The 20,340-nt window shown below is 71.3% G+C and carries 22 protein-coding genes; 12 read left to right on the top strand and 10 right to left on the bottom strand.

Features of this window, described 5'->3' with window-relative positions:
* Positions 1-187 precede the first annotated feature (187 nt).
* Together NBW76_RS00590 and NBW76_RS00585 are read left to right on the top strand one after the other, a co-directional pair.
* A complete protein-coding gene (locus NBW76_RS00590) occupies positions 188-487 on the top strand; it encodes a hypothetical protein (RefSeq protein WP_055961297.1) in 300 nt (99 codons plus the stop codon).
* The gene (locus NBW76_RS00585) at positions 484-699 is read left to right on the top strand and encodes a hypothetical protein (protein ID WP_055961295.1); all 216 of its coding nucleotides are present in this window, start codon (positions 484-486) and stop codon (positions 697-699) included. Before NBW76_RS00590 ends, NBW76_RS00585 begins: the two co-directional genes overlap by 4 nt.
* 203 nt (positions 700-902) lie before the next feature.
* Here NBW76_RS00585 and NBW76_RS00580 read toward each other — a convergent pair whose 3' ends face one another.
* Complete coding sequence (locus tag NBW76_RS00580) at positions 903-1,211, bottom strand: hypothetical protein (protein WP_156364625.1); 309 nt, start codon at positions 1,209-1,211, stop codon at positions 903-905.
* A 482-nt stretch (positions 1,212-1,693) separates the two neighbouring features.
* Here NBW76_RS00580 and NBW76_RS00575 point away from each other — a divergent pair, with 482 nt between their 5' ends.
* Positions 1,694-2,473, top strand: coding sequence for a hypothetical protein (locus NBW76_RS00575; RefSeq protein WP_156364624.1), 780 nt, complete (start codon positions 1,694-1,696; stop codon positions 2,471-2,473).
* An 8-nt stretch (positions 2,474-2,481) separates the two neighbouring features.
* Entirely contained in the window at positions 2,482-3,573 is a 1,092-nt protein-coding gene (locus NBW76_RS00570) for an ImmA/IrrE family metallo-endopeptidase (RefSeq protein ID WP_055961286.1), read from the top strand.
* Between the two features lie 415 nt (positions 3,574-3,988).
* On the opposite strand, the gene NBW76_RS00565 is transcribed toward NBW76_RS00570, so the two are convergent.
* From NBW76_RS00565 to NBW76_RS00550, 4 genes are all read right to left on the bottom strand, one after another.
* On the bottom strand, positions 3,989-4,969 hold the full coding sequence (locus NBW76_RS00565) for an aldo/keto reductase (protein ID WP_056551953.1): 981 nt from the start codon (positions 4,967-4,969) through the stop codon (positions 3,989-3,991).
* Between the two features lie 59 nt (positions 4,970-5,028).
* The gene (locus tag NBW76_RS00560; protein ID WP_055961280.1) at positions 5,029-5,871 is read right to left on the bottom strand and encodes an SDR family oxidoreductase; all 843 of its coding nucleotides are present in this window, start codon (positions 5,869-5,871) and stop codon (positions 5,029-5,031) included.
* Positions 5,872-5,914: 43 nt separating this feature from the next.
* Positions 5,915-6,664, bottom strand: coding sequence for an NADPH-dependent F420 reductase (locus tag NBW76_RS00555; RefSeq protein WP_055961277.1), 750 nt, complete (start codon positions 6,662-6,664; stop codon positions 5,915-5,917).
* A 137-nt stretch (positions 6,665-6,801) separates the two neighbouring features.
* Complete coding sequence (locus NBW76_RS00550) at positions 6,802-7,713, bottom strand: helix-turn-helix transcriptional regulator (protein WP_055961274.1); 912 nt, start codon at positions 7,711-7,713, stop codon at positions 6,802-6,804.
* A 148-nt stretch (positions 7,714-7,861) separates the two neighbouring features.
* Between NBW76_RS00550 and NBW76_RS00545 the strand changes: the two genes are divergently transcribed.
* From NBW76_RS00545 to NBW76_RS00525, 5 genes are all read left to right on the top strand, one after another.
* Entirely contained in the window at positions 7,862-8,266 is a 405-nt protein-coding gene (locus tag NBW76_RS00545; protein WP_056551949.1) for a VOC family protein, read from the top strand.
* Positions 8,263-8,541 carry a helix-turn-helix domain-containing protein gene (locus NBW76_RS00540; RefSeq protein WP_056551945.1) on the top strand — a complete coding sequence of 93 codons (279 nt, stop codon included), beginning with the start codon at positions 8,263-8,265 and terminating at the stop codon, positions 8,539-8,541. The genes NBW76_RS00545 and NBW76_RS00540 overlap by 4 nt, the downstream gene beginning before the upstream one ends.
* A 39-nt stretch (positions 8,542-8,580) precedes the next feature.
* A complete protein-coding gene (locus NBW76_RS00535) occupies positions 8,581-8,856 on the top strand; it encodes a hypothetical protein (protein WP_056551942.1) in 276 nt (91 codons plus the stop codon).
* Between the two features lie 51 nt (positions 8,857-8,907).
* Positions 8,908-9,720, top strand: coding sequence for a membrane protein insertase YidC (yidC, locus tag NBW76_RS00530; protein WP_056551939.1), 813 nt, complete (start codon positions 8,908-8,910; stop codon positions 9,718-9,720).
* 65 nt (positions 9,721-9,785) lie between these two features.
* Positions 9,786-10,682, top strand: a complete 897-nt coding sequence (locus NBW76_RS00525) for an SDR family NAD(P)-dependent oxidoreductase (RefSeq protein WP_162237317.1) — start codon at positions 9,786-9,788, stop codon at positions 10,680-10,682.
* A 52-nt stretch (positions 10,683-10,734) separates the two neighbouring features.
* On the opposite strand, the gene NBW76_RS00520 is transcribed toward NBW76_RS00525, so the two are convergent.
* Positions 10,735-12,432, bottom strand: a complete 1,698-nt coding sequence (locus tag NBW76_RS00520; RefSeq protein WP_056551933.1) for an endo-1,4-beta-xylanase — start codon at positions 12,430-12,432, stop codon at positions 10,735-10,737.
* 217 nt (positions 12,433-12,649) lie between these two features.
* On the opposite strand from NBW76_RS00520, the gene NBW76_RS00515 reads away from it, so the two are divergent.
* Positions 12,650-13,723 carry a hypothetical protein gene (locus tag NBW76_RS00515; protein WP_156364622.1) on the top strand — a complete coding sequence of 358 codons (1,074 nt, stop codon included), beginning with the start codon at positions 12,650-12,652 and terminating at the stop codon, positions 13,721-13,723.
* Between the two features lie 8 nt (positions 13,724-13,731).
* Here the strand turns inward: NBW76_RS00515 and NBW76_RS00510 are convergent, their stop codons facing one another.
* The gene (locus NBW76_RS00510) at positions 13,732-14,736 is read right to left on the bottom strand and encodes a hypothetical protein (RefSeq protein ID WP_056551931.1); all 1,005 of its coding nucleotides are present in this window, start codon (positions 14,734-14,736) and stop codon (positions 13,732-13,734) included.
* A 33-nt stretch (positions 14,737-14,769) separates the two neighbouring features.
* Here NBW76_RS00510 and NBW76_RS00505 point away from each other — a divergent pair, with 33 nt between their 5' ends.
* The gene (locus tag NBW76_RS00505; protein ID WP_056551929.1) at positions 14,770-15,936 is read left to right on the top strand and encodes a DUF4185 domain-containing protein; all 1,167 of its coding nucleotides are present in this window, start codon (positions 14,770-14,772) and stop codon (positions 15,934-15,936) included.
* Here NBW76_RS00505 and NBW76_RS00500 read toward each other — a convergent pair.
* Positions 15,900-16,664 (bottom strand): hypothetical protein, encoded by a 765-nt coding sequence (locus NBW76_RS00500; RefSeq protein WP_055961242.1) that lies wholly within the window; start codon positions 16,662-16,664, stop codon positions 15,900-15,902. The two genes, NBW76_RS00505 and NBW76_RS00500, sit on opposite strands and share 37 nt — an antisense overlap.
* 75 nt (positions 16,665-16,739) lie before the next feature.
* Here NBW76_RS00500 and NBW76_RS00495 point away from each other — a divergent pair, with 75 nt between their 5' ends.
* Positions 16,740-18,431, top strand: a complete 1,692-nt coding sequence (locus NBW76_RS00495; RefSeq protein ID WP_082480864.1) for an acyl-CoA dehydrogenase family protein — start codon at positions 16,740-16,742, stop codon at positions 18,429-18,431.
* A gap of 36 nt (positions 18,432-18,467) precedes the next feature.
* Here the strand turns inward: NBW76_RS00495 and NBW76_RS00490 are convergent, their stop codons facing one another.
* A complete protein-coding gene (locus tag NBW76_RS00490; RefSeq protein WP_235492839.1) occupies positions 18,468-19,862 on the bottom strand; it encodes an FAD-binding oxidoreductase in 1,395 nt (464 codons plus the stop codon).
* The gene (locus tag NBW76_RS00485) at positions 19,829-20,215 is read right to left on the bottom strand and encodes a universal stress protein (RefSeq protein WP_056551926.1); all 387 of its coding nucleotides are present in this window, start codon (positions 20,213-20,215) and stop codon (positions 19,829-19,831) included. Before NBW76_RS00485 ends, NBW76_RS00490 begins: the two co-directional genes overlap by 34 nt.
* Between the last annotated feature and the right edge of the window lie 125 nt (positions 20,216-20,340).

Here is a 20,340-nt window from a genome sequence, read left to right as displayed (position 1 = left end):
ACGACCGCGCATGAGATGGGCCGCGCCGAGCATGCACCCGGCAAGGACGCGGACCTGGCGCTGCGGACCACGCCGACAGCCCAGACATCACCGCGTCCACGGCGACTGCCTGGACGCGATCGGGGCGTCTACTGGTGACGGCGGTGGCACAGTAGGAAGCGAACCCGCCGGCCAGGAGGAGCGTCCGATGCGCGTTGAGTTGTTGTACTTCGATGGATGCCCGAACTGGACGGTCGCCGACGGGCGGCTGTCCGAAGCGCTTCGGGCCGCGGATCACGAGGACGTCATCGTGGAGCGTCGCCGGGTCGAGACCGTGGAGGAGGCAGAGGCGGTGGGGTTCTTGGGGTCTCCAAGCATCCGCATCGACGGCATCGACCCGTTCGCGTCCGGTACCGAGCACGTGGGGCTCGCCTGCCGGGTCTACACCACACCGACAGGGCTCAGTGGCACACCCACCACTGACCAGCTGATCGCGGTGCTGCCGTGAGACGCGCGGTCCTCGTCCTGATCGGGGCCTACGTCCTCATTGCAGCCGGCAACAGGATCGCGGAGCACCTCGGCGCGATGCGCTGCGGCTGCGCTGAGGACTGCTGGTGCCGCAAGCCCGGCCTGAGCCTGTTTCGCTGGGTGTTCCCATGGGAGCACCGGTCCGCGCACGCTGCCGAGGACGACACCGAACTCGACTCGATGCGCAACTGAGCCGTAGCCGTGGCCGAGGGGCAGAGCTCGCGAGGAGCCGACCAGAGGTGCCCGCAAGCAGACGCCGGAAGCTCTACAGGTTCCGTCAAGTGGGTCTACGGTTGGGGCGAACTACCGGCTCGCTCGGTGCCGCCTGTGGGCGCAGTGAGCGCCAGAAGGGTGGGGTGAGCACGAATGCTCACCCCACCCTTGGTCGTTCGGTCTTAGGCTGCCTGGGGCAGCTCCAAGTTGATCTGCACCTCCGCCGCGATGGCCTCGCACAGGCTGCACCCGGGAGTCAGGACTCCCGGCGGGTGCTCGTAGGAGAGCTCCTCCACGGCCCAGAGTCCGAACTGCTCCTCGTGCAGGTCCGGGAACTCGTCCTGGATCGTCTGCTCGAGCTCCAGCTGCAGCGACCACAAGGCGGTCGCGTCGTCGAGGGAGTGCGACCGGTGCTCGGCCGCGGTGATGGCGACCCGGCGCCGCATCATCAGCAGGACGTCCCTGCGTCGACGCGCCTTGACGTCGCTCAACCGGATGACCCCATCGGGGACGTTCTGACTCCAGTCGTTTGTCTTCATTTGTGGCCCTCCAGGGGCGTGGGCGCTGCCTCGGACCTGGATGTCCTCGGTCATGCGCGGAGTGGCCGAAGCCCTCACGCAGCACGGTGACGGCGCACCGGCCTCACGCAATGACGGGAATGGTTGAGGCCAAGTTCGGCGCTAAAACGTTTCCGCGACACCGCCGTCGTGAAGACGGCCAGGTCATCATCGAGACCTAGGTCATCTTCTCCAGGCAGATGGGCGACCGCCTGGAGATGTGTTCGAGGAGGTCAGGCGCGGCAGGCGCGTCGCGTGGACCGTTCGGTTGGGTAGGGAGCGAAGGTGCCGTGGCGATCCTTTGGATGCTGGGAAGTCGAAGGTTAGGGTTTTGAGGAGGTCGCGCTATGTCGAACATCCTCAAAGTGACGAAAGTGGACCAAAAACTGAAGTTGTGATGTACAGTCGTAGGTCAGGTGGCGAAGACGACGAACGGACTGCAGATGAACAGCACGGGATCCTTTCTCGAGACGGCCTTCGGTGGAGACGCGGCGAAGATCGAGCGCGCATTCGTGGCGGCGGGTGTTGAGGCGCACAACCGCTCCTTGGAAGCGAAAGTCGCGTCCCAGCTGAAGACGAACCATGCCTACGGAGGTACCTGTTGGCTCGCGCTTGCTGAGGAAATCGTCGATCGCGTCGGGTCGGAGCTGGAGGGTGCGCACGTGGTGCCAGTGCCCGGAGCGCCGTACTCCATCCTCATCAAGGACGGCTATGCCATCCTGCCGGTGAAGGTCATCGAGGGCGGTACACGCGACGGCCGAATGCGTGCCAGCGTCTCGGATCTGCGGGCTCGTCTTGCCAGCGTCAACAAGCCTGGAGTCGAGCAGCAGTCTCTCTTCGACGCTGATCAGGACAACAGCGATGCCGCAGGCGAGGTGGTCGTGGCTGCGCTGGAGGAGCTGGAGAGGGAACGGGCATCGGTGGAGGCCATCGCGTCCGTGCTTGTTGTAGCGGCGTTCCAGTGTGGCCCGAGCACCGGCTTGAGGGCTGTCCAGGTAGGCATCGCAACGTTCGACGCCGATGGGTTCATCGACTTCACCGACAGTCAGAAGCTGTCGCTACTCGACACCCCCATCCCCTTCCCAACCGTCGCATCCGTCAAGGGCGATACGTTCGACACGGCCCCTCGTCCGATGCCGCGCCTCGAACTCCAGGAGGAGCCCGCGCTCGGCGGAGAAGTTTCCGAGCAGAAGTAGTAGGAGCGATGTCGAACAGCATCTTCTTCGAGCCCGGGCGCCTCCGGCAGGCCCGGGAAGTCGCCCTGCTGAACAAGAAGGAGGTGGCTGAGGCTAGTGGGGTCTCGGCCGCCGCCATCGGGCAGTACGAGGCCGGCATCTCGACCCCGCGCCCGGACACTCTGATCCGGCTGGCCGATGCACTCGATGTACCCGTCGAGTTCTTCGAGCCGGGGCGCCCCCTCCAGGCTCTGGACACGAGCGACACCTACTTCGAGAGCCTGCGCGCGACCACGGCCAAGCAGCGCAACGCAGCCACGTCGTTTGCTGAACAGGTATGGGAGCTCTCGCACGCGCTCGAGACTCATGTGCGGTTCCCGCAGATCGATCTGCCCAACCCTCACAGTCCCGCGGACATCACCTACACACCGGAGGCCGCGGCCCGCGCAACGCGCGCCTCGTGGGAGCTCGGTAGCGAGCCCGTCGGGCACCTCGTGGCGCAGCTGGAGTCGCGGGGCGTCATCTGCTGCCTTGCGCCGCAGACACCCGCCGGGGTGGCGCGTATCGACGCCTACTCGACACTGAAGTTCCCTCGTCCTGTGGTCGTGCTCACCGCTGATCGGGCCGACGACATTCTTCGTCACCGGTTCAGCGCGGCGCACGAACTCGGACACCTAGTTCTGCACCACGGGGTTCCCTCTGGCGAGACCTGGCTCGAGCGTCAGGCCGATGCCTTCGCGGCTGAATTTCTGACGCCGGCCGTCAAGCTGCGTGAAGAACTGCCCGGCCGTCTCCACTTCCCGACTCTGTACAACCTCAGCGAACGGTGGGGAGTCTCCGTCACGAGCCTCATCTTCAGGGGCAAGGAGCTAGGCATCTACTCCGAAAGCACGGCTCGTCGCGGGTACATCCGATTGGCGCAGGTCCCTCAGACCGCACGCCCTATCCGGGAGTACGACGGCGAGGTTCCTTCAATGCTGCGTGCGGCGTTCGAGCTCGCCGAAGCGCGAGGCGTCACCGCCGGGACCCTCGCCGCTGAGCTTCGTTGGAAGCCCCGACGCGTCCGGCAACTTCTTGGCGCGGTCGACGACCCTCGGCCACAACTGCGCGTGGTGCGTTAGAGGGTCGCGCAGCGTAGGGCTGGCGGCGTGGCTCCACCCTCAGGCAGACCACACTTCGTCGCCCACCACGCTCGGTTGGCGGCGCGCAAGGACAACCTCGGCGACACGCACCCGCGAAGGTGTCGGGTCTGGCATTCCAGATTGAACGCGAAATGTGTGGTCAAACGGCAAAAAATGTGTGACAACTCTCGGCGATCCAGAATTCTGGCCCGTGGTTAGCGCGTTTTGGAGTTGTGTAAGTACCCCGCCGATGACGAAGGCCCCGAGCGTTCTGTGCTCGGGGCCTTCGTCGTCCCCGGGTGCTGGGGATGTGGGAGGAGCGACGGCTCCCACCGCCACTGCCGACGACGAACCCCCGGTTGGGACTGGATCTCCCGTCCGTCCGGGGGTTCGCCGTGACCTCACCGAGACGAGCTCATTGGTCGATCGACGCCATGTTCGCGTCGTCGTGCCGGGCTCCGGACGGTGCCTCGAGCGACTCGAGCCGGTGGATCTGGTCGGCGGCGAGCTGTACCCGGTCGGCCGCCGTGTTCTCCTCCACGCGGGCGACGCGTCGGGTCCCGGGGATCGGGGCGATGTCGTCGCCGCGGGTGAGGATCCAGGCGAGAGCGGTCTGGGCCGGCGTGGCACCGACCTCGGCGCCGATGGCCTTGACCTCCTCGACGAGACGGAGGTTGCGCCGGAAGTTCTCCCCGACGAACCGCGGGTTGGTCTTGCGCCAGTCGTCGTCCGCGAAGTCGTCGACCGAGGTGATCTGCCCGGTCAGCAGGCCGTGTCCGAGCGGCGAGTACGGCACGAAGCCGATGCCGAGCTCGCGCAGGAGCGGCAGGATCTCTGCCTCCACGTCCCGCGTCCACAGCGAGTACTCGGTCTGCAGTGCCGAGACGGGGTGCACGGCGTGGGCGCGACGGATGGTGTCCGGTGACGCCTCGGAGAGCCCGAAGTGCAGCACCTTGCCCTCGGCGACGAGCTCGGCGACGGCGCCGGCGGTCTCCTCGATCGGGGTGCCGGGGTCGACCCGGTGCTGGTAGTAGAGGTCGATGTGGTCGGTGCCGAGGCGTCGCAGGGAGCCCTCGACGGCGTTGCGGACGTTGGCCGGGCTGCTGTCGATGACGCCCGGGCCGTCGCCTGCGTGGGAGACCAGGCCGAACTTGGTGGCGATCCTGACGTCGTCGCGGCGGCCCTTGACCGCCCGGCCGACGATCTCCTCGCTGAGGTACGGGCCGTAGATCTCGGCGGTGTCGACGTGGGTGACCCCGAGGTCGAGCGCCCGGCGGATGGTGCGGATCGACTCGGCGTCGTCGAGGCCGCCCTCTGAGGTGTACGTGCCGGCCATGGTCATGGCACCGAGACCGATGCGCGAGACGTCGAGGCCGTTGAGGGAGAGGTGCTTCATGGTTCCTTCGTCCTGGGAGGTGGTGCGGGCTCATGCCCAGCGTGGTGCGGAATGGAGGGCTAGCCGTCGTGACCCAGCGACGCCGACAGCTTGCGGTGGGCGTCGGCCTGGTCGAGGAGGGTCTGTGCCTTGGCCTCGGTGGCGGCCACGGCGTCAGCTCCGGCGATGAAGCGCATGGGGGGCTCCTCGAGGGCCGCCAGGTCGACGATGGCCCGGCCGAGCTTGGCCGGGTCGCCGCCCTGCTGGCCGTCCATGCCCTTCCACGCCTCGACCGTGGCACGCGTGGTGTCGGCGTAGTCCTCGATCGAGGGCTCGGCGTACTGGGTCGACTGCGGGCTGAGCAGCTCGGTGCGGAAGAACCCGGGGACCACGGTCTGGGTGCGGATCCCAAAGGGCGCGACCTCCGACGCCAGAGCCTCCATGAACCCTTCGATCCCGAACTTCGACGCGGCGTAGGCGGTCTGGAAGACGCCGTTGACGACGATCGCCGCGGTCGACGACACGGTCACGATCAGCCCCGATCGCTGGGCGCGCATCTGTGGCAGAGCGGCGCGGATGGTGTGGGTCGGCCCGAACAGCGTGGTCTCAAGCTGCAGACGGAACGCCTCGGGGGCCATCTCCTCGAAGAAGCCGGCCTGGAAGCTGCCGGCGTTGTTGACGAGCACGTCGAGGCTGCCGAAGCGCTCGACCGCGGCGGCGACGGCTCGTTCGGAGGCCTGCGGGTCGGTGACGTCGAGGGCGACGGCAAGGAGGTGGTCGTGCTCGCCGAGTGCCTCGGTGATGCTCTCGGCGCGGCGTGCCGTGGCGACGACGGCGTGTCCTGCAGCGAGGGCCGCGCGGGCGATGTCGGTGCCGAGGCCGCGTCCGGCGCCGGTGATGAGCCAAGTCTGCTGGTCGGTCATGGGATGTCCTTCGTGTTGGTGTTCGTGTCGTGAGAGAGGGGGATCAGGCGACGTCGGGGAAGAAGCCGCCAGCGGGGCCGCGTACGGCGCTCGCCACCAATGCGTCGACCTGCTCGGCGGACTGCGGGATCACCGGGGCTGCGAGGAGCCAGGCGACGAGCTCGTCGAGGGTGAGCCTCTCGGTGGGCCAGGCGGGCATGTAGGGGTCGCAGTAGGCGGGGGTGCCGGGCTCGGTGCGCCAGCTGTCGGCCAGGCCGCCGATGTCGAGGGCGTCGTAGCCGAGCGTGTCGAGCAGCTCGGCGGCACGCGCCTTGGCCGCTGCGTCCTCACCGGCGATGGGGAGGGTCACGCGGTCCTCGTCGCCGGACGGGCGCGCGCCGTTGCCCAGGCTCGCGAAGGTGATGTTGTTGAACGCCTTGACCACGTGGGAGTGCGCGAGGTGGGACTGCACGAGCTCGCTCGCGGTCGAGGAGCCGTCGGCGAGCGCCTCGATCCGGCCGTCGCGCTGGGGGTAGTAGTTGGTGGTGTCGAGGACAACCTTGCCGGCGAGCGCGTCAGTGGGCAGGTCCGTATGGGCATTCAGCGGGATCGCCGCGACCACGACATCGGCGTCGTGAGCGACATCGGCGACGGTCGCCGCCCGGGCTCCTGGACCGAGCTGCTCCACGAGCTCGGTGAGTGTCTCGGGACCGCGGGAGTTGGCGAGGACGACGTCGATGCCGGCAGCGATGGCGAGGCGGGCGAGAGTTCCGCCGATCGCGCCGGTGCCGATGATGCCGAGGACAGAGGTCATGGTGCTGGTCCTTCTGGGAGGTCAGGCCGACCGATCGGCCGCAGTGACCACGACACCACCGTCATCCGCAGCGCGGCAGTCCCGCTCGTGAGGGTCACCGCCGGTGACTCCCTCGTGCGCGGACGGCGGTGCTCGTCTCAGGACCGCCGAGTGACCTTGTCGGTCTCGTCCGCGGTCCAGCTGGAGAGGAGTGCCACGGCGTCGTGCGACGGCGAGCCGGGCTCGGCGGTGTAGGCCACCACGGACGTCACGGAGTCGCCGAGGGGGAGCGTCTCGAAGGGCAGGTCGAGGTCGCCGACGATCGGGTGGTGGAACCGCTTCACGCCGTGGGAATGGATCATCACGTCGTGTGCGGCCCACCGGACGCGGAACTCGTCGCTGCAGGTCGACAATCGCCCCACCAGGTCCGAGACGTCACGGTCGTGCGGGTCGCGGCCCGCCTCCGCGCGCAGGATCGAGACGGTGTCGCTCGCGACCTTCTCCCAGTCGCGGAAGTAGCGACGGGCGTCGGGCCCGAGGAACACGTACAGCGCGGTGTTGGGGATCTCGCCGTCGTAGTCGTACACGGGCGAGAACAGTGCCCGTCCGGCGGCATTGGCGGCGAGGACGTCAAGGCGACCGTTCATCACCATCGCGGGCGAGTCGCTCATGGAGTCCAGGAGGCGTTGGATCGCGGGGCGCACCTGCACGGGGCCGGAGGGTTTCCGGCGTGCGGCCGCGCGCCGGGGTGCACTCGCCGCGCGCAGCAGGTCGAGCAGGTGGGCGCGCTCGGCTGCATCGAGCTGCAGCGCGTGGGCCACGCCGTCTATGATGCTGTCGGAGACGCCGGTGGCGTCGCCGCGCTCGAAGCGGATGTAGTACTGCGGCGAGACGCCGGCCAGCACGGCGACCTCCTCGCGACGCAGGCCGGCCACGCGGCGACGCTCGCCCCCGAAGGCGGGCAGGCCCGCCTGCGCGGGGGTGATGCGGGCACGTCGCGTCGAGAGGAACTCGCGGATCTGGGCGCGGAGCTCCTCCCGGGGGTCGGCGGGACGGCCGTCGGTGGTCATCGGACCAGCGTACGAGTCATCCTCGGCCCGTGGGGGTCCCTGTCGGTGACCGTCACGATGGTGGTCTCGTGCGGCGACCGCCGCGACTCGGCCCTCGAGCTGGGGGAGGCCTTGACGGCGCACTTGCATTTTGCAAGTATCAAACGGCATGAGCCTCTTCATCACGTGCCCGGTCGAGAGCGTCGAGCGTGCGACGGCCTTCTACGCCGCCCTCGGCTGGACCCTCAACCAGGAGATGTCCGACCACAACGTGTCGTGCTTCGAGATCGGGTCCGCGCAGTACGTGATGCTCGGCAGCCGCGAGATGTACGCGGCCGTCGGCGGCGTCGAGGAGCTGGTCGGTGGCGCCGACACCCCCTCGAAGGTCACCGTCTCGTTCGACCTCGGCAGCCGCGAGGAGGTCGACGCGCTCGTGGAGCGTGCCGCCGGTGCGGGGGGCCGGATCGGGGACATCGACGACTACCCGTTCATGTACCAGCGCCAGTTCGACGACCTCGACGGCTACCACTACTCGCCGTTCTGGATGAAGCCGGACGCCGATCCCGAGGCGTGAGCGACCTCGCCGCGGCGCTCGGCGTCGTCGGGTCCCGGTGGGCCCTGCTGGTCGTGGAGGCCCTGCTCGACGGACCCCGCCGCTATGGCGACCTGCAGCGCGACCTCCAGGCGCCGACGAACATCCTCGCGACACGTCTGCGCGAGCTGGAGGCGGCCGGCGTCCTGACGCGCCTGCCCCTCAAGCACAACACCCGGGCCTACCAGCTGACCGAGCGCGGACTCGCCCTGCGCGACGCGATCGAGGCGCTCGGGCGGTGGGGCGAGGAGATCTAGACCGGGCGGGCGCCGTGCGCCGGGCACTATGCTGACGGCATGCGAGAGACCGCGATGCTGAGCCGGGTGGCCGGGCTGTTCGCGTTCGTCCTCTGCCTCACGGCGACCGGCGAGTCCACCACCACGGTGGGCGTCGCGGTCGCGATCGCTGCGGCCCTGCTCGTCGCCGCGAGCTCGCGCGTGGTCGTGGCTCACCGCGCAGGCGGAGTCGGGGTGGTCCGCGGCGAGGTCGCGGCCCTGGTGCCCGTGCTCTCGTCGCGCATCGCGGACCCGGTGCGTCAGCCGGTGCGTCCGCGCGCTCCCGGTCTGGTCTGAGGTCGCCTTCGGGCGACGCGCCCGATCCGATCCTCAGACCAGGAGATGTCCATGCTCGACCCGTTGAAGCACGTCCTGTCCACCCTCATGTCCACCGCCCACGCCCTTGCCGAGAACCTCGGGGCCGACCCCGGTGGTGCCGTCGGCTGGTGCCTCAGCATCGCCGCGATCGTGGTGGTGGTGCGTGGTCTGCTGCTGCCGCTCACGGTCCACCAGGTGCGCAACGCGCGGCGCATGGCGGTCGCCAGGCCCCACCTGCAGGAGATCGCCCAGCGCTACAAGGGACGCACCGACCCCGACAGCGTGCGCGCCATGATGGAGGAGAGGCGCGCCCTGTCAGCCGAGCGCGGGGTCTCGAGGCTCGGGTGCCTGCCCGTGCTGGTGCAGCTGCCCGTCTGGTTCGCGCTGTACCACTTGATCTCCGACGTTGCCGCCGGCTCGGCCGTCGGGTCGATGGACGCCGACCAGGTGGCGCTGTTCGACCGCGCCCAGCTGTTCGGCGCCGGCCTGGCCGACAGCGGCGTGCTCGGACAGGACGGCCCGCACCTCGCCGTGGTGCTGACCCTCGCCGTCGTGGCCGCGGCCGTGTCGTTCGCGACGCAGCACTTCTTCGCCATGCCCAACACGACGACGGACGGCATGCCGGAGGCGGTGCAGCAGGCCACGCGCCTGATGCCCACGCTGTCCTCCGTCGGGCTGCTGGCGGCGGGCGCCTTCGTGCCGGTGGGGCTCCTCGTCTACTGGGTCTTCAGCCAGGTGTGGACGCTGGGTCAGTCGTTCGTGGTGTGGCGCTGGTTCCCGACGCCGGGCACGCGGGCGGCGGAACGATCGTCAGCGCGACGGACGTCGGCCGTCGAGGGCTGAAGGGCGACGGTGGCACGATGGGTCCGGCTCGTCCGCCCGGAGGAGCCGGACCCGAGGAGTCGAGCATGGCGCGACACCACCAGGACCTGAGCGTCGTCGACGGTGCGACGGTGCTCGTCACCGGCGCCAACAGCGGCATCGGGTTCCACGCCGCCCGGCAGCTGGCCGGCGCCGGTGCTCAGGTGGTCCTGGCGTGCCGCGACGTGGCAGCGGGGCAGGCAGCGGCGGACGAGATCGGCCGCGGTGCCCTCGTGGAGCATCTCGACCTGGCGTCGCTGGACTCCGTGCGTGCGCTCGTCGACCGATGGGGCGGGCCGCTCGACCTCCTGGTGAACAACGCCGGGGTCATGGCCCCGCCGACGCGGCGGTCGACCCAGGACGGCTTCGAGCTGCAGTACGGCACGAACCACCTGGGCCACGTCGCGCTCACGGCCGGACTGCTCCCCGTGCTGCTGGAGTCCGAGCGGGCACGCGTGGTCACGGTCGCGTCACTGGCGCACCACGCAGGAGACGGCTCCATCCTCGAGGCCGGCCATCCCGCGTCCTACGACGCGCGGCGCGCGTACGGCAACAGCAAGCTGGGCAACGTGTTCCTCGGCCGCGAGCTGCACCGCCTCGCCGCGGAGGCCGGGGCGCCGCTCGCGTCGGTGGTGTGCCACCCGGGCGTCTCCTCGACGCGGCTGTTCTCCAGTCGCGACGGCATGGGGGCGCGGGCCGCCGTGCGCATCGCCGCCCGCCTGGCCGGACCGGTCTTCCTGCAGTCGTCGGCGCAGGGGGCGACGGCGATCCTCGACGCCGCCACGACGGCGCCCTCGGGCGCCTACCGCGGTCCGCAGCGGCTCAAGGAGACCCGCGGCCCGATCGGCGACGCCAGGCTCAGCGACCACGCGCTCGACCTCGACCTCCAGCGGCGGGCGATCGCACTGGCGCTGGAGCAGACCGGGTCGACTCTCGCGCTGTAGACGGCCGGCGCCGTGCGGTCCCCCCGCCGAGACAGCCCGCACTGCTCGACGGTCAGTCGGCGAGGACGCTCATGACCGCGTCGTACGCGGGCGTCGGCTCTCCGTCGTCGAACAGGAGGTCGTGGCCCTGCTGCACGCCGTCGTCGTCGAGGTACCAGTCGTACCGATCGTCCACCCCCCATGTCGTGTAGGAGACGCAGGCGTCCGATCGGAGGCAGGAGGCGAGGACCGTGGCGTACTGCTCCGCCTGGGCGTCCTGCCCCTCGCTGTCCGTGACGTCGTTCTCGGAGATCCGGACGTCCAGCCCGGCATCGTCGAAGCTGTCGAACGTCGTGGCGAGGTCATCGGCCGAGATCGCATCGGTGTCGAGGTCGTAGACGTGAGCCTGGAGGCCCACGCCGTCGATGTGTCCACCCCGAGCGTTCGTGTCGAGAGCCAGCTGGAGGAGGGCGTCCTGGCGGGGACCCGGCACGTCGGCGCCGTTCTCGTTGATGAACTGCCTGACGTCCGGGTCGGCGTCGTGAACCGCCTGCGAGACGACCACCGGGTAGGTCGGCCCGAAGACACGGTGCCAGACGTTCTCCTGCAGGAAGGTTCCCTGGTCGACGTCGAACGGTTCGTTGACGACGTCGAGCGACTCGAGCCGACCCTTGAAGTGCGTGACGACGGTGGTCACGTAGTCGAGCAGGACCTCGGCACTGGCCTGGCGCTCCTCCTCGGAGCCGGTGGGGAGCTCCCGCATCCACCGGGGCATCGCCTCGGTGAAGGCGATCGTGTGGCCGTGCACGGCGATTCCCTTGCTCTCCGCGAGGTCGAGGAGGGCATCGGCCTCCTCGAAGCGGTACTCCCCCTGCCGCGGGGAGAGCGCCTGCGGCTTCATCGCGTTCTCCGGGGTGAGGGCGCCGAAGTTGCCCACGAAGCTGCTCGCGTAGTCCTCGTCCGAGGCGAGCGGACCCAGTGCCACGGCCGCGCCGATCAGGAAGTCCGGACGAGAACGGGCGGCACGAGCCTGCAGCCCGTCGGGAGCCACGCTCGCGTCGGCCGCCACGGGAGCTGCGGTGCTCAGGGAGGCGCCACCCGGCGCCGCGGCCGTGAGCGAACGGACCGCGAAGGACCCCTTCTCGCTCGACAGGCCCAACCACAGCGCGCCAGAGTCGAAGACGTCGCCGAGGGGCAGGGAGGACACCGTGTCCCCACCGCTCGCGATGTCGAGCCGGTCGCCGTAACGGTGCACGGAGAGCTCCGCCTCGGGGTCGGGAACCGTGGCGCGCACGTCCCGCACAGGCTGAGGGTCGGCCACGTCCTGCTGGGGGGAGCCGTCGAAGAGTGCGATCCGCAGGTCGTCGCCGCGGAGCGTGAGGTGAAGTCCCGCGGGCTCGATCCGGAACTCGTCGGCGATCACCGGTGGGCTGTCGTAGAGCGACAGGGTGGCATCGGCGGTCACCTCCGCGAACGACACCCCGAGCGTGAAGTCGTCCGCGGTCGCCAGATGCGTTCCCAGGTCGACCGGCGGGTTCGCCTGCCTCCTCCCGCCGTCCTGCTCGACGATGCTCCTCCCCGTCGCCGTCACCTGGAGACCGTCGGTGTCCTCGACGATCCCGGGCACGTGCCGCCAGTCCTCCTGCAGCAGGTCGATGACGGTGCCCGGTCTGGTCGCCATGTCCGGCGAGCTGCCGCCGGCCAGGGCGAGGACCAGGCTCGCCGACGCCAGGCTCGCGACGCGCCATCGCCGAGCGGTCAGGACCGTCATCGACGAACACCGTCATGGGAAGCCGGAGACGTCGCGTCAGTCGACGTGCAGCGCCGCGTCCTCATCGGTGGTGAACACGCACCGACACCACGAAGGCGAGCCACGAGGAGAACCTAGCAAGCCTCGATCGTGCGATCGCCCGGGTCGCGTCTGGTGGTCAGCACGTCGACCGTGACCCCGGACGCATCGCGGGCCGACGGCGGGGAACGTCCGTGACATGAGCAGCTCTCCCGCTGGACGAAGCCGACTGGCCGCGCAGGTCCGCGACGGCGTCGCGCGCCACCCCCGCGTACCGAGAGCGGCCAAGGCGGCGGTGGCCGCCGTGCTGGCGTGGCTCGCGGTCCAGCCCCTCGGCGGTGCTGCCGACGAGTACCCGTACTACGCCCCGCTGGGCGCGGTCATCGCCGTCTCCGCGACGGTGGCCGACTCCGTCAAGGCGTCCGTGCAGGGGGTGATGGCCATCCTGCTCGGGGCCGCGCTCGCCGTCGTGGCTGCCGCCGTGGTGCCGACGGTGCCGGGCCTGGCCGTCGTGGTGCTCCTCGGCACGCTCGCGGCAGGGTGGTGGCGCTTCGGCGAGATGGGCGACTGGGTGCCGATCGCAGCCCTGTTCGTCCTCATCATCGGCAGCAGCGGCCTGGTCGACTACCTCATCGGCTACGTGCTGCTCACCGGGCTGGGCGCGGCCGTCGGGGTCGCGGTGAACGCAGCCCTTCCGCCGATGCCGCTGGCGCCGGGGGACCGTCAGATCATCGTCGCCCGCGAGGCGCTCGCCGCGCAGCTCGACGACCTCGCCGACGCACTGCGCAGCGACCCGCCGCTGGACCGCGAGCAGTGGCTCGCCCGGCACCACGACATCCGTCCGCGCGCGCAGGCCATGGGACGGCTCGTCACCCAGGCCACGCAGGTGCGTCGGGTGAACTGGCGCGCCCGCCGGTGGCAGGAGTGGGCCGACCGCCAGGTCGAGCACGCACGGGCGCTCGAGCGCCTCTCGCTGGTGGTCGACGACCTCGCCGGCCTGCTGGCGATGACCGAGCACGCCGACCGCGAGGACGTCGCGCTCGGTCCGCGTCTGCGGCAGCCCGCGGCCGAGGCCATGGAGGCGGTCGCCGTGATGCTGCGTGAGGAGAAGGACGAGGACGGTCCGCCGTCCCAGGACGTGCGCGACCGCGCCGACGCCGCCGTCGAGGTGCTGGCCGACTCCGTGACGGAGCGGGTGCGGGCCGGGGTCACCGGGGTGCTCGCGGCCGGGGCCGTGGTCACCGCCCTCCGGCAGCTGGTCGCATCGGTGTGACGGTGCGGCTACCGGGTCCGGCGGTGCTCGACGCGGCCGTCCCCGCGGTCGTCGGACCCGGACGACTCCTCGTCCCGCCGACGCTCCCGCCGCGCCAGGGCCGACGTGGCGAATGAGGCCGCCACCCAGGCGACGAGCACGCCGAGCGACGTCGCGACCCCCGATCCCTGGCGGAAGGCCACGGCGCGGGCAGCGTCGAGGCCGGCCGCGTGCGGCAGCCACGACGTCACCGAGCGCCAGGCGACGGGTTGCTGCCACGGGTCGGTACCGGCCAGTGCGGGCAGCGCGGTCAGGAGCAGCACGGCGACCGCGAGGGCCAGGCCCCAGACGTCGAGCACGCTGAGCAGGGCCTGCGTCACTGCGCAGGCTGCCAGCGTCGTGGCACCCAGCACCAGCCACCATCCGAGCCAAGGGCTGGACGTGGCCGTGGCCGCGGCGATGGCGAGCGCGAGCCCGACCACGGCGCTGAGCACCACCGAGGCCGCGGCCCGACGGACCCCGTCCTGCGCGGTGCGCGCCTGCGGTCCGCGCCACCAGGCGAGGGCCGCGACGCCGAGCATCCCCGCCGCCACCGCCGCCAGCGGGGCGAGGTCGACCACGCGTCGATCGAGCACGGAGGCCCTCGGTGGCACCTCCTCGACGTCGAGGGTTCGACCCAGGGACGCGGAGAGGGCTCGCACGTGCGCCACCACGGCAGCGGTCAGCTGAGGATCCTGCGACCCAGGGACCAGCACGAGGTCGCGCTCGGTCGCCAGGTCCACGACCACCACGGCCGTGGCTGCACCCGACTCCAGTCGGTCCACGCCCTCGCGACGGTCCTGCGTGGTGGACGCGTCGAGGGTGCCCGCGGCGTCGGCGCGGTCGGCGAGGGCCTGCCCCACGACGGCCGGCGCGACGATCGTCACCGGCGCCTCGTGGGGGGCGTCGCCGACCACGAGCGTCGAGACGAGGACCAGGCCGACCACCTGGGTCACCACGACGAGGACGAGCGGCACCCAGCGTCGTCCGGACATGGCTGGACCCTACCGACGTGAGATCGTGACGGCATGGTCCTGCCGCGTGCCCCGTGGCGCGTACGGGTCCTCGCCGTCACGGTTCCCGCCCTGGTGGCCATGCTGGCCCTCGCCTCGCTCGCCGCCCCCGACGTCGAGGAACCGCCGCGCGTGGGCGCGGCCGAGCAGACCCGGTGCCTGCCGATCGAGCCGATCCGCTCGGTCGCGGACCTCAACGACCTGGTCACGAAGGTGCGGGGACGCGGGGAGTTCGAGGGCGCCGACGTCGGCGCGGACGTCACGCTGCAGGACGGCCGACGGCTCTGGGTCTTCGGCGACACCCTCCGGTCGGCCGACTTCGTCGGACAACGCTTCGTGCGCAACTCCATGCTGGTCTTCGACGACGAGTGCGCCGAGGTGGTGCTGCCGCCTGACAAGGGCGCGCTGATCCCGGACCGCGCCGACGGCGTGGGCTACTGGCCGATGTCGATCGCGAAGGTCGAGCGCACCGGCTACGACCTGGTCGGCGTGAGCGCCCAACGGGTCCAGGGCGCCTCCGCCCCGGACGGTGAGCTCGCGTTCGACAACCTCGGCCCCGCGATCGCCCTGTTCATCGTGCCGCGCGGCCGCACGCCGCAGCTGCTGTCGGTCCGCGACGTCGGCGCGGACCGGTCCGGAACCGAGCGGCCCACGTGGGGTGCCGCCGCGACGGTCCACGACGGCTGGGTCTACCTCTACGGCACCGCGAACCCGGGCGAGCGGCTGGTGTTCGGCTTCGACCTCCGCGTGGCGAGGGTGCGTCCCGACGACATCCTCGACGTCGGTCGGTGGCGCTACTGGGACGGCGAGTCGTGGAGCCGCAGGGCCGAGGACGCCGCGGTGCTGGTTCCTGCGCAGGGTGGGGTGTCGCAGACGTTGAGCGTGTTCGAGCGCGCCGGCCGGTGGTACGCCGTGAGCAAGCGCGACGAGTTCCTGGGCACCGACCTCGTGATCTGGTCCGCGCCCTCGCCGACCGGTCCCTTCACGGCGGGGCCGCCGCTGGCGTCGATCCCGTCGTCGTCGAAGGGGCGGCTGCGCTACATGCCGTTGGCGCACCCGGACCTGCTGCCCGAGGAGGGCAGCGTGGTCGTCTCCTACAGCCAGAACGACACCGATCCCGCGGTCGTGGCCGAGGACCCGTTCCTCTACCGGCCGCGGTTCCTGCGGGTTCCGCTGCCCTGACGCGTGGCGGGAGGCTCGCTGACCGGGGCCAGCACCGCTGCCAGCTCCGCCTGGTAGGCGGCGTAGGCGGTCGCCAGGGCCGGACCGTTCCAGGTCTTCGGTCGCAGCGACGGGGGCAGGGCGGGGTCAGTCCGCAGGTGCCGAACCAGCGCGGCAGCGACGGCGAGCCGGTCGGCGGGCGAGAGGTCCTCTGCGAGCGCCGCGAGCAGTGCATCGCCGGTGCGCGTCCAGGAGTCGAGGTCCCACAGCCGGCCGACGAGCGCGCGGACGTCGGACGGGTTCGACGTCGCGACCACGGCCAGGTCCGCCGACCAGTCGGGCAGGGGGCGGTCCAGGTTCGCCGGCCGCGTCCACACGCCCTCGCGCAGCTCCGCCAGCCGCAGCTGCTCCATCTCCAGGCGGAACGCCACCCGGTCGCTGGCCGCGCGGCCCGTGGCCACCACGACGACGGTCTCCCAGGTGCCGTCCCACGAGCGGTAGGGCGGGTCGAGCGCGGCGTCCTGGAACCGTTGGCGCGCCCGGAGCCGTTCGCCGATCCTGTGCACCCCGTCGGTGCGCTCGAGGTCGCCGGCCGCCACCAGCCGGGTGAGTGCCGCCCGCACCGTGGACTCGGGGACGTCGAAGACCTCGCCGAGGGCGACGAGCTGGGCGGCCGTCAGCTCGGGAGGGTGTACGGCGAGCAGCAGGCTGAGCACGATCGACCGCGCGCTGAGGGGGCGGACCTCCATCGGTCTCCCCCCTCGGTCGAGCGACTGGACATTGCACTTTCTTGACAACTGTAGCGATGATGCAATGCTTGGTGCATGACCACCACGCCGTACCCCGCCGCCGACGGCCACGCTACTGCTCCGACCGGTGTGCAGGACGCCAACCAGGCCCCGCCCCTCGCGCCCTACGACGCCTCCGCCGACGTGGCACTCCTGGAGACCCTGCACCGCGAGGGAGCCGGCTGGAACGAGGCCGACGTCCGGCGCGTCGGGCAGCTGGCGGGCGGGGTCGAGGCCCAGCAGTGGGCCGAGGACGCCAACCGGTTCGACCCGGAGCTGCGCACCGTCGACCGCTACGGGAACCGCGTGGACGAGGTCGAGTTCCACCCGGCCTGGCACCACCTCATGCGCACCTCGATCGCCGAGGGGATGGGCGGCGCGGCCTGGGTCGACGACCGGCCCGGCGCCCACGCGGCCCGCACCGCGAGGGGGCTCGTGTGGGGTCACACGGAGGCGGGGCACGGCTGCCCCGTGACCATGACGTACGCGGTCGTGCCGGCGCTGCGCCACCAGCCCGAGCTCGCCGCCGTGTACGAGCCGCTGCTCACGTCGCGCATCTACGACCCGGGGCTGCGGACCCCCTCGACGAAGCGCGGCCTGCTCGCCGGCATGGGCATGACGGAGCGCCAGGGCGGGTCCGACGTGCGCACCAACTCCACGGTCGCCCGACCCACCGGCGAGCCGGGTGTCTTCACGCTGCACGGCGCCAAGTGGTTCACGTCGGCCCCGATGTGCGACGTCTTCCTCGTGCTCGCGCAGTCGCCCGGCGGCCTGTCCTGCTTCCTGGTGCCGCGGATCCTGCCCGACGGCACGCGCAACCCGTTCCACATCGTCCGCCTCAAGGACAAGCTGGGCAACCGGTCCAACGCGTCGTCGGAGCCGGAGTTCGACGGCACGGTCGCCTGGCTCGTGGGCGACGAGGGGCGTGGTGTCCGCACCATCATCGACATGGTCGGCTGCACCCGTCTGGACTGCGCGGCCGGCACCAGCACCCTCATGCGCAAGGCGCTGGTGGAGGCCGGGCACCACGTGTCGCACCGCTCCGCCTTCGGCGCGCTGCTCGTCGACCAGCCCCTCATGCGCAACGTCCTGGCCGACCTCGCCGTCGAGTCCGAGGCTGCGACGTCGCTGACCATGCGGCTGGCGGGTGCCACCGACCGGGCGCTCCGGGGCGACGAGCAGGAGCAGGCGTTCCGGCGCATCGGCACCGCCCTCGGCAAGTACTGGATCACCAAGCGTGGCCCGGCCTTCACCGCCGAGGCCATGGAGTGCCTCGGAGGCAACGGGTACGTCGAGGAGTCGGGCATGCCGCGGCTCTACCGCGAGGCCCCGCTCAACTCCATCTGGGAGGGCTCGGGCAACGTGAACGCGCTCGACGTCCTGCGCGCGCTCGGACGGGAGCCGGTCGTGGCCGACGTGCTCATGCACGAGATCGGGCTCGGGAAGGGTGCGAACCGCCACCTCGATGCCGCGGCCGACCGACTGGGCGCCGACCTCACCGCGGCAACGGCCGACCTCTCGAGCATCGAGTTCCGTGCGCGTCGGCTCGTGGAGCAGATGGCACTGGCACTCCAGGGCTCGCTGCTCGTGCGGCACTCCACGCCGGCCGTGGCCGACGCCTTCTGCTCGTCGCGCCTCGGCGGGCAGGGCGGGCTGGCCTTCGGGACGCTCGACGTCGGGGTCGACACGGCCGCGATCCTCGAGCGCGCGCTCCCCGACGCCTCCTGAGCCCTCCCACGTCGGCCGGGCGGCGGTGGCCGCGGCTCAGCCCTCTGGGCGTGGCGACAGGACGTTGCCGGGGTTGAGGCGCCCGGCGGGGTCGAACGCGGCCTTCACGGCGTGGTGCACGTCGAGGGCCACGGGGTCGAGCTCGCGCGTGAGCCAGCCGGACTTGAGCCGGCCCACGCCGTGCTCGCCGGTGACCGTCCCACCCAGCTCGAGGGCCAGGGCGGTGATCGCGTCGAAGGCGCGGTGCGCCGCCGCCACGTCGGCCGGGTCGCGCCGGTCGAAGATGATCGTGGGGTGCATGTTGCCGTCGCCGGCGTGCCCGAACACCCCGATCCTCAGGTCCTCGTCCGCGGCGACCCGCTGGATGCCGGTGACCAGGTCGACGACGGCCCGCCGCGGGACGCACACGTCGTCGAGCAGCCAGTCGCCCAGGCGCTCGAGAGCAGGAAGCGCCTGGCGTCTGGCCTCGAGCAGCTGCGCGCCCTCGGCGGCATCCGTGGTGAGCGCCACGTCGACCGCTCCGGAGGCGTCGCAGATGCGGCGCACGGCCTCCACGGTGGTCTGCGCCTCGGGCAGGTCGGTCTGCACCAGCAGCATCGCGGCGGCGTCGATGCCCATGTGGGTGTGTGCGTCGACGGCCGCGAGCGTGGTGGCGTCGAGGAGCTCGAGCATCGAGAGGTCGATGGCGTCGGCGGAGAGCCGTTCCACCGCCCGGCCGGCGTCCTCCAGGTCGGCGAAGGTCGCGACGACGGTCGAGGGTGGAGGGGGAGCGGGTCGCAGGCGGAGCGTGACCTCGGTGATCACGCCCAGCGTGCCCTCGGAGCCGACGAGCAGGCTGGTCAGGTCGTAGCCGGCGACCCCCTTCACGGTGCGTCGCCCGGTGCGCATCACGCGTCCGTCGGCGAGGACCGCCTCCAGGCCGAGCACGTAGTCACCGGTCACCCCGTACTTCACGCAGCACATGCCGCCGGCGTTCGTGGCCACGTTGCCGCCGATGGTGGAGATCGCGACGCTGCCCGGGTCGGGTGGGTAGAACAGCCCGACGTCGGCCACGGCCGTGCGCAGGTCGGCGGTGATCACGCCGGGCTGCACCACCGCGACACGCTCCTCGACGTCGATCGAGAGGATCCGGTCGAGCCGACGGGTGCTGAGGACCACCGACCCGGCGGGAGCGTTGGCGCCGCCGGCCAGTCCGGTGCCGGCCCCGCGGGTGACGACCGCCAGGCCTGCCTCGTCGGCCGCGACCACGCAGGCCGCGACCTCGCGGGTCGTGCGTGGCGACAGCACCGCCACCGGCAGCGCGCGCTTCACCAGCTGGGCCTCGTCGTGCGCGAACCCGGCCACGACGTCGGGGTCGGTCTGCACCACCTCGGCGGGCAGGCGGCCGAGCGCGGAGGTCAGCGTGGTGCCTTGACCGCCACGACGGGGCACTCGGCCTCGAGGAGGATCCGCTGCGACGTGGAGCCGAGCACGAGCTTGCCCACGGGCGAGCGGCGTCGCTGACCGATCACGACGAGCGAGGCGTCGTGGCGGTGGGCGTTGTCGAGGATCGAGTCCGCGGCACCGCTGGAGCCCACGAAGTGCACCACCTCGTGCTCGACGCCGGCGTCGGCCAGGCGCGACTCGAGCTGCTCGACGACCGACTCGGGCGTGACGTCGGGGTGGGGCGTGTCCGAGGCGATCACCACCACCTTCGCGCCCACGGCGGCAGCGTGCTCGACACCCCAGCTCCAGGCGGCCTCACCCTCGGGCGTGGCGACGTATCCGACGACGATCGTGGTCATTCGCTCCTCCTTCGCGCTGCCTCCACGGTACCGGTCGAACGTCTTCCGCGATCGGGATGCGAGATGGGGCCGAAAAGGACTAAAGTCCCGATTGAAACCGGGACAACGTCCGCATGTGGTGGTTG

The sequence above is a fragment of the Aeromicrobium sp. Leaf245 genome (assembly GCF_942548115.1).
Taxonomy (GTDB): Bacteria; Actinomycetota; Actinomycetes; order Propionibacteriales; family Nocardioidaceae; genus Aeromicrobium.
This window is presented reverse-complemented; position numbering and strand designations above follow the sequence as displayed.

Bases quoted from the DNA above. Each gene is read 5' to 3' on its own strand.
- yidC (WP_056551939.1), top strand. From the start codon at position 8,908: ATGCTCGACCCGTTGAAGCACGTCCTGTCCACCCTCATGTCCACCGCC.
- NBW76_RS00515 (WP_156364622.1), top strand. From the start codon at position 12,650: ATGAGCAGCTCTCCCGCTGGACGAAGCCGACTGGCCGCGCAGGTCCGC.
- NBW76_RS00550 (WP_055961274.1), bottom strand. From the start codon at position 7,713: ATGACCACCGACGGCCGTCCCGCCGACCCCCGGGAGGAGCTCCGCGCC.
- NBW76_RS00590 (WP_055961297.1), top strand. From the start codon at position 188: ATGCGCGTTGAGTTGTTGTACTTCGATGGATGCCCGAACTGGACGGTC.
- NBW76_RS00505 (WP_056551929.1), top strand. From the start codon at position 14,770: ATGGTCCTGCCGCGTGCCCCGTGGCGCGTACGGGTCCTCGCCGTCACG.
- NBW76_RS00525 (WP_162237317.1), top strand. From the start codon at position 9,786: ATGGCGCGACACCACCAGGACCTGAGCGTCGTCGACGGTGCGACGGTG.
- NBW76_RS00510 (WP_056551931.1), bottom strand. From the start codon at position 14,736: ATGTCCGGACGACGCTGGGTGCCGCTCGTCCTCGTCGTGGTGACCCAG.
- NBW76_RS00520 (WP_056551933.1), bottom strand. From the start codon at position 12,432: ATGACGGTCCTGACCGCTCGGCGATGGCGCGTCGCGAGCCTGGCGTCG.
- NBW76_RS00560 (WP_055961280.1), bottom strand. From the start codon at position 5,871: ATGACCGACCAGCAGACTTGGCTCATCACCGGCGCCGGACGCGGCCTC.
- NBW76_RS00495 (WP_082480864.1), top strand. From the start codon at position 16,740: ATGACCACCACGCCGTACCCCGCCGCCGACGGCCACGCTACTGCTCCG.
- NBW76_RS00545 (WP_056551949.1), top strand. From the start codon at position 7,862: ATGAGCCTCTTCATCACGTGCCCGGTCGAGAGCGTCGAGCGTGCGACG.
- NBW76_RS00500 (WP_055961242.1), bottom strand. From the start codon at position 16,664: ATGGAGGTCCGCCCCCTCAGCGCGCGGTCGATCGTGCTCAGCCTGCTG.
- NBW76_RS00565 (WP_056551953.1), bottom strand. From the start codon at position 4,969: ATGAAGCACCTCTCCCTCAACGGCCTCGACGTCTCGCGCATCGGTCTC.
- NBW76_RS00535 (WP_056551942.1), top strand. From the start codon at position 8,581: ATGCGAGAGACCGCGATGCTGAGCCGGGTGGCCGGGCTGTTCGCGTTC.
- NBW76_RS00570 (WP_055961286.1), top strand. From the start codon at position 2,482: ATGTCGAACAGCATCTTCTTCGAGCCCGGGCGCCTCCGGCAGGCCCGG.
- NBW76_RS00485 (WP_056551926.1), bottom strand. From the start codon at position 20,215: ATGACCACGATCGTCGTCGGATACGTCGCCACGCCCGAGGGTGAGGCC.
- NBW76_RS00555 (WP_055961277.1), bottom strand. From the start codon at position 6,664: ATGACCTCTGTCCTCGGCATCATCGGCACCGGCGCGATCGGCGGAACT.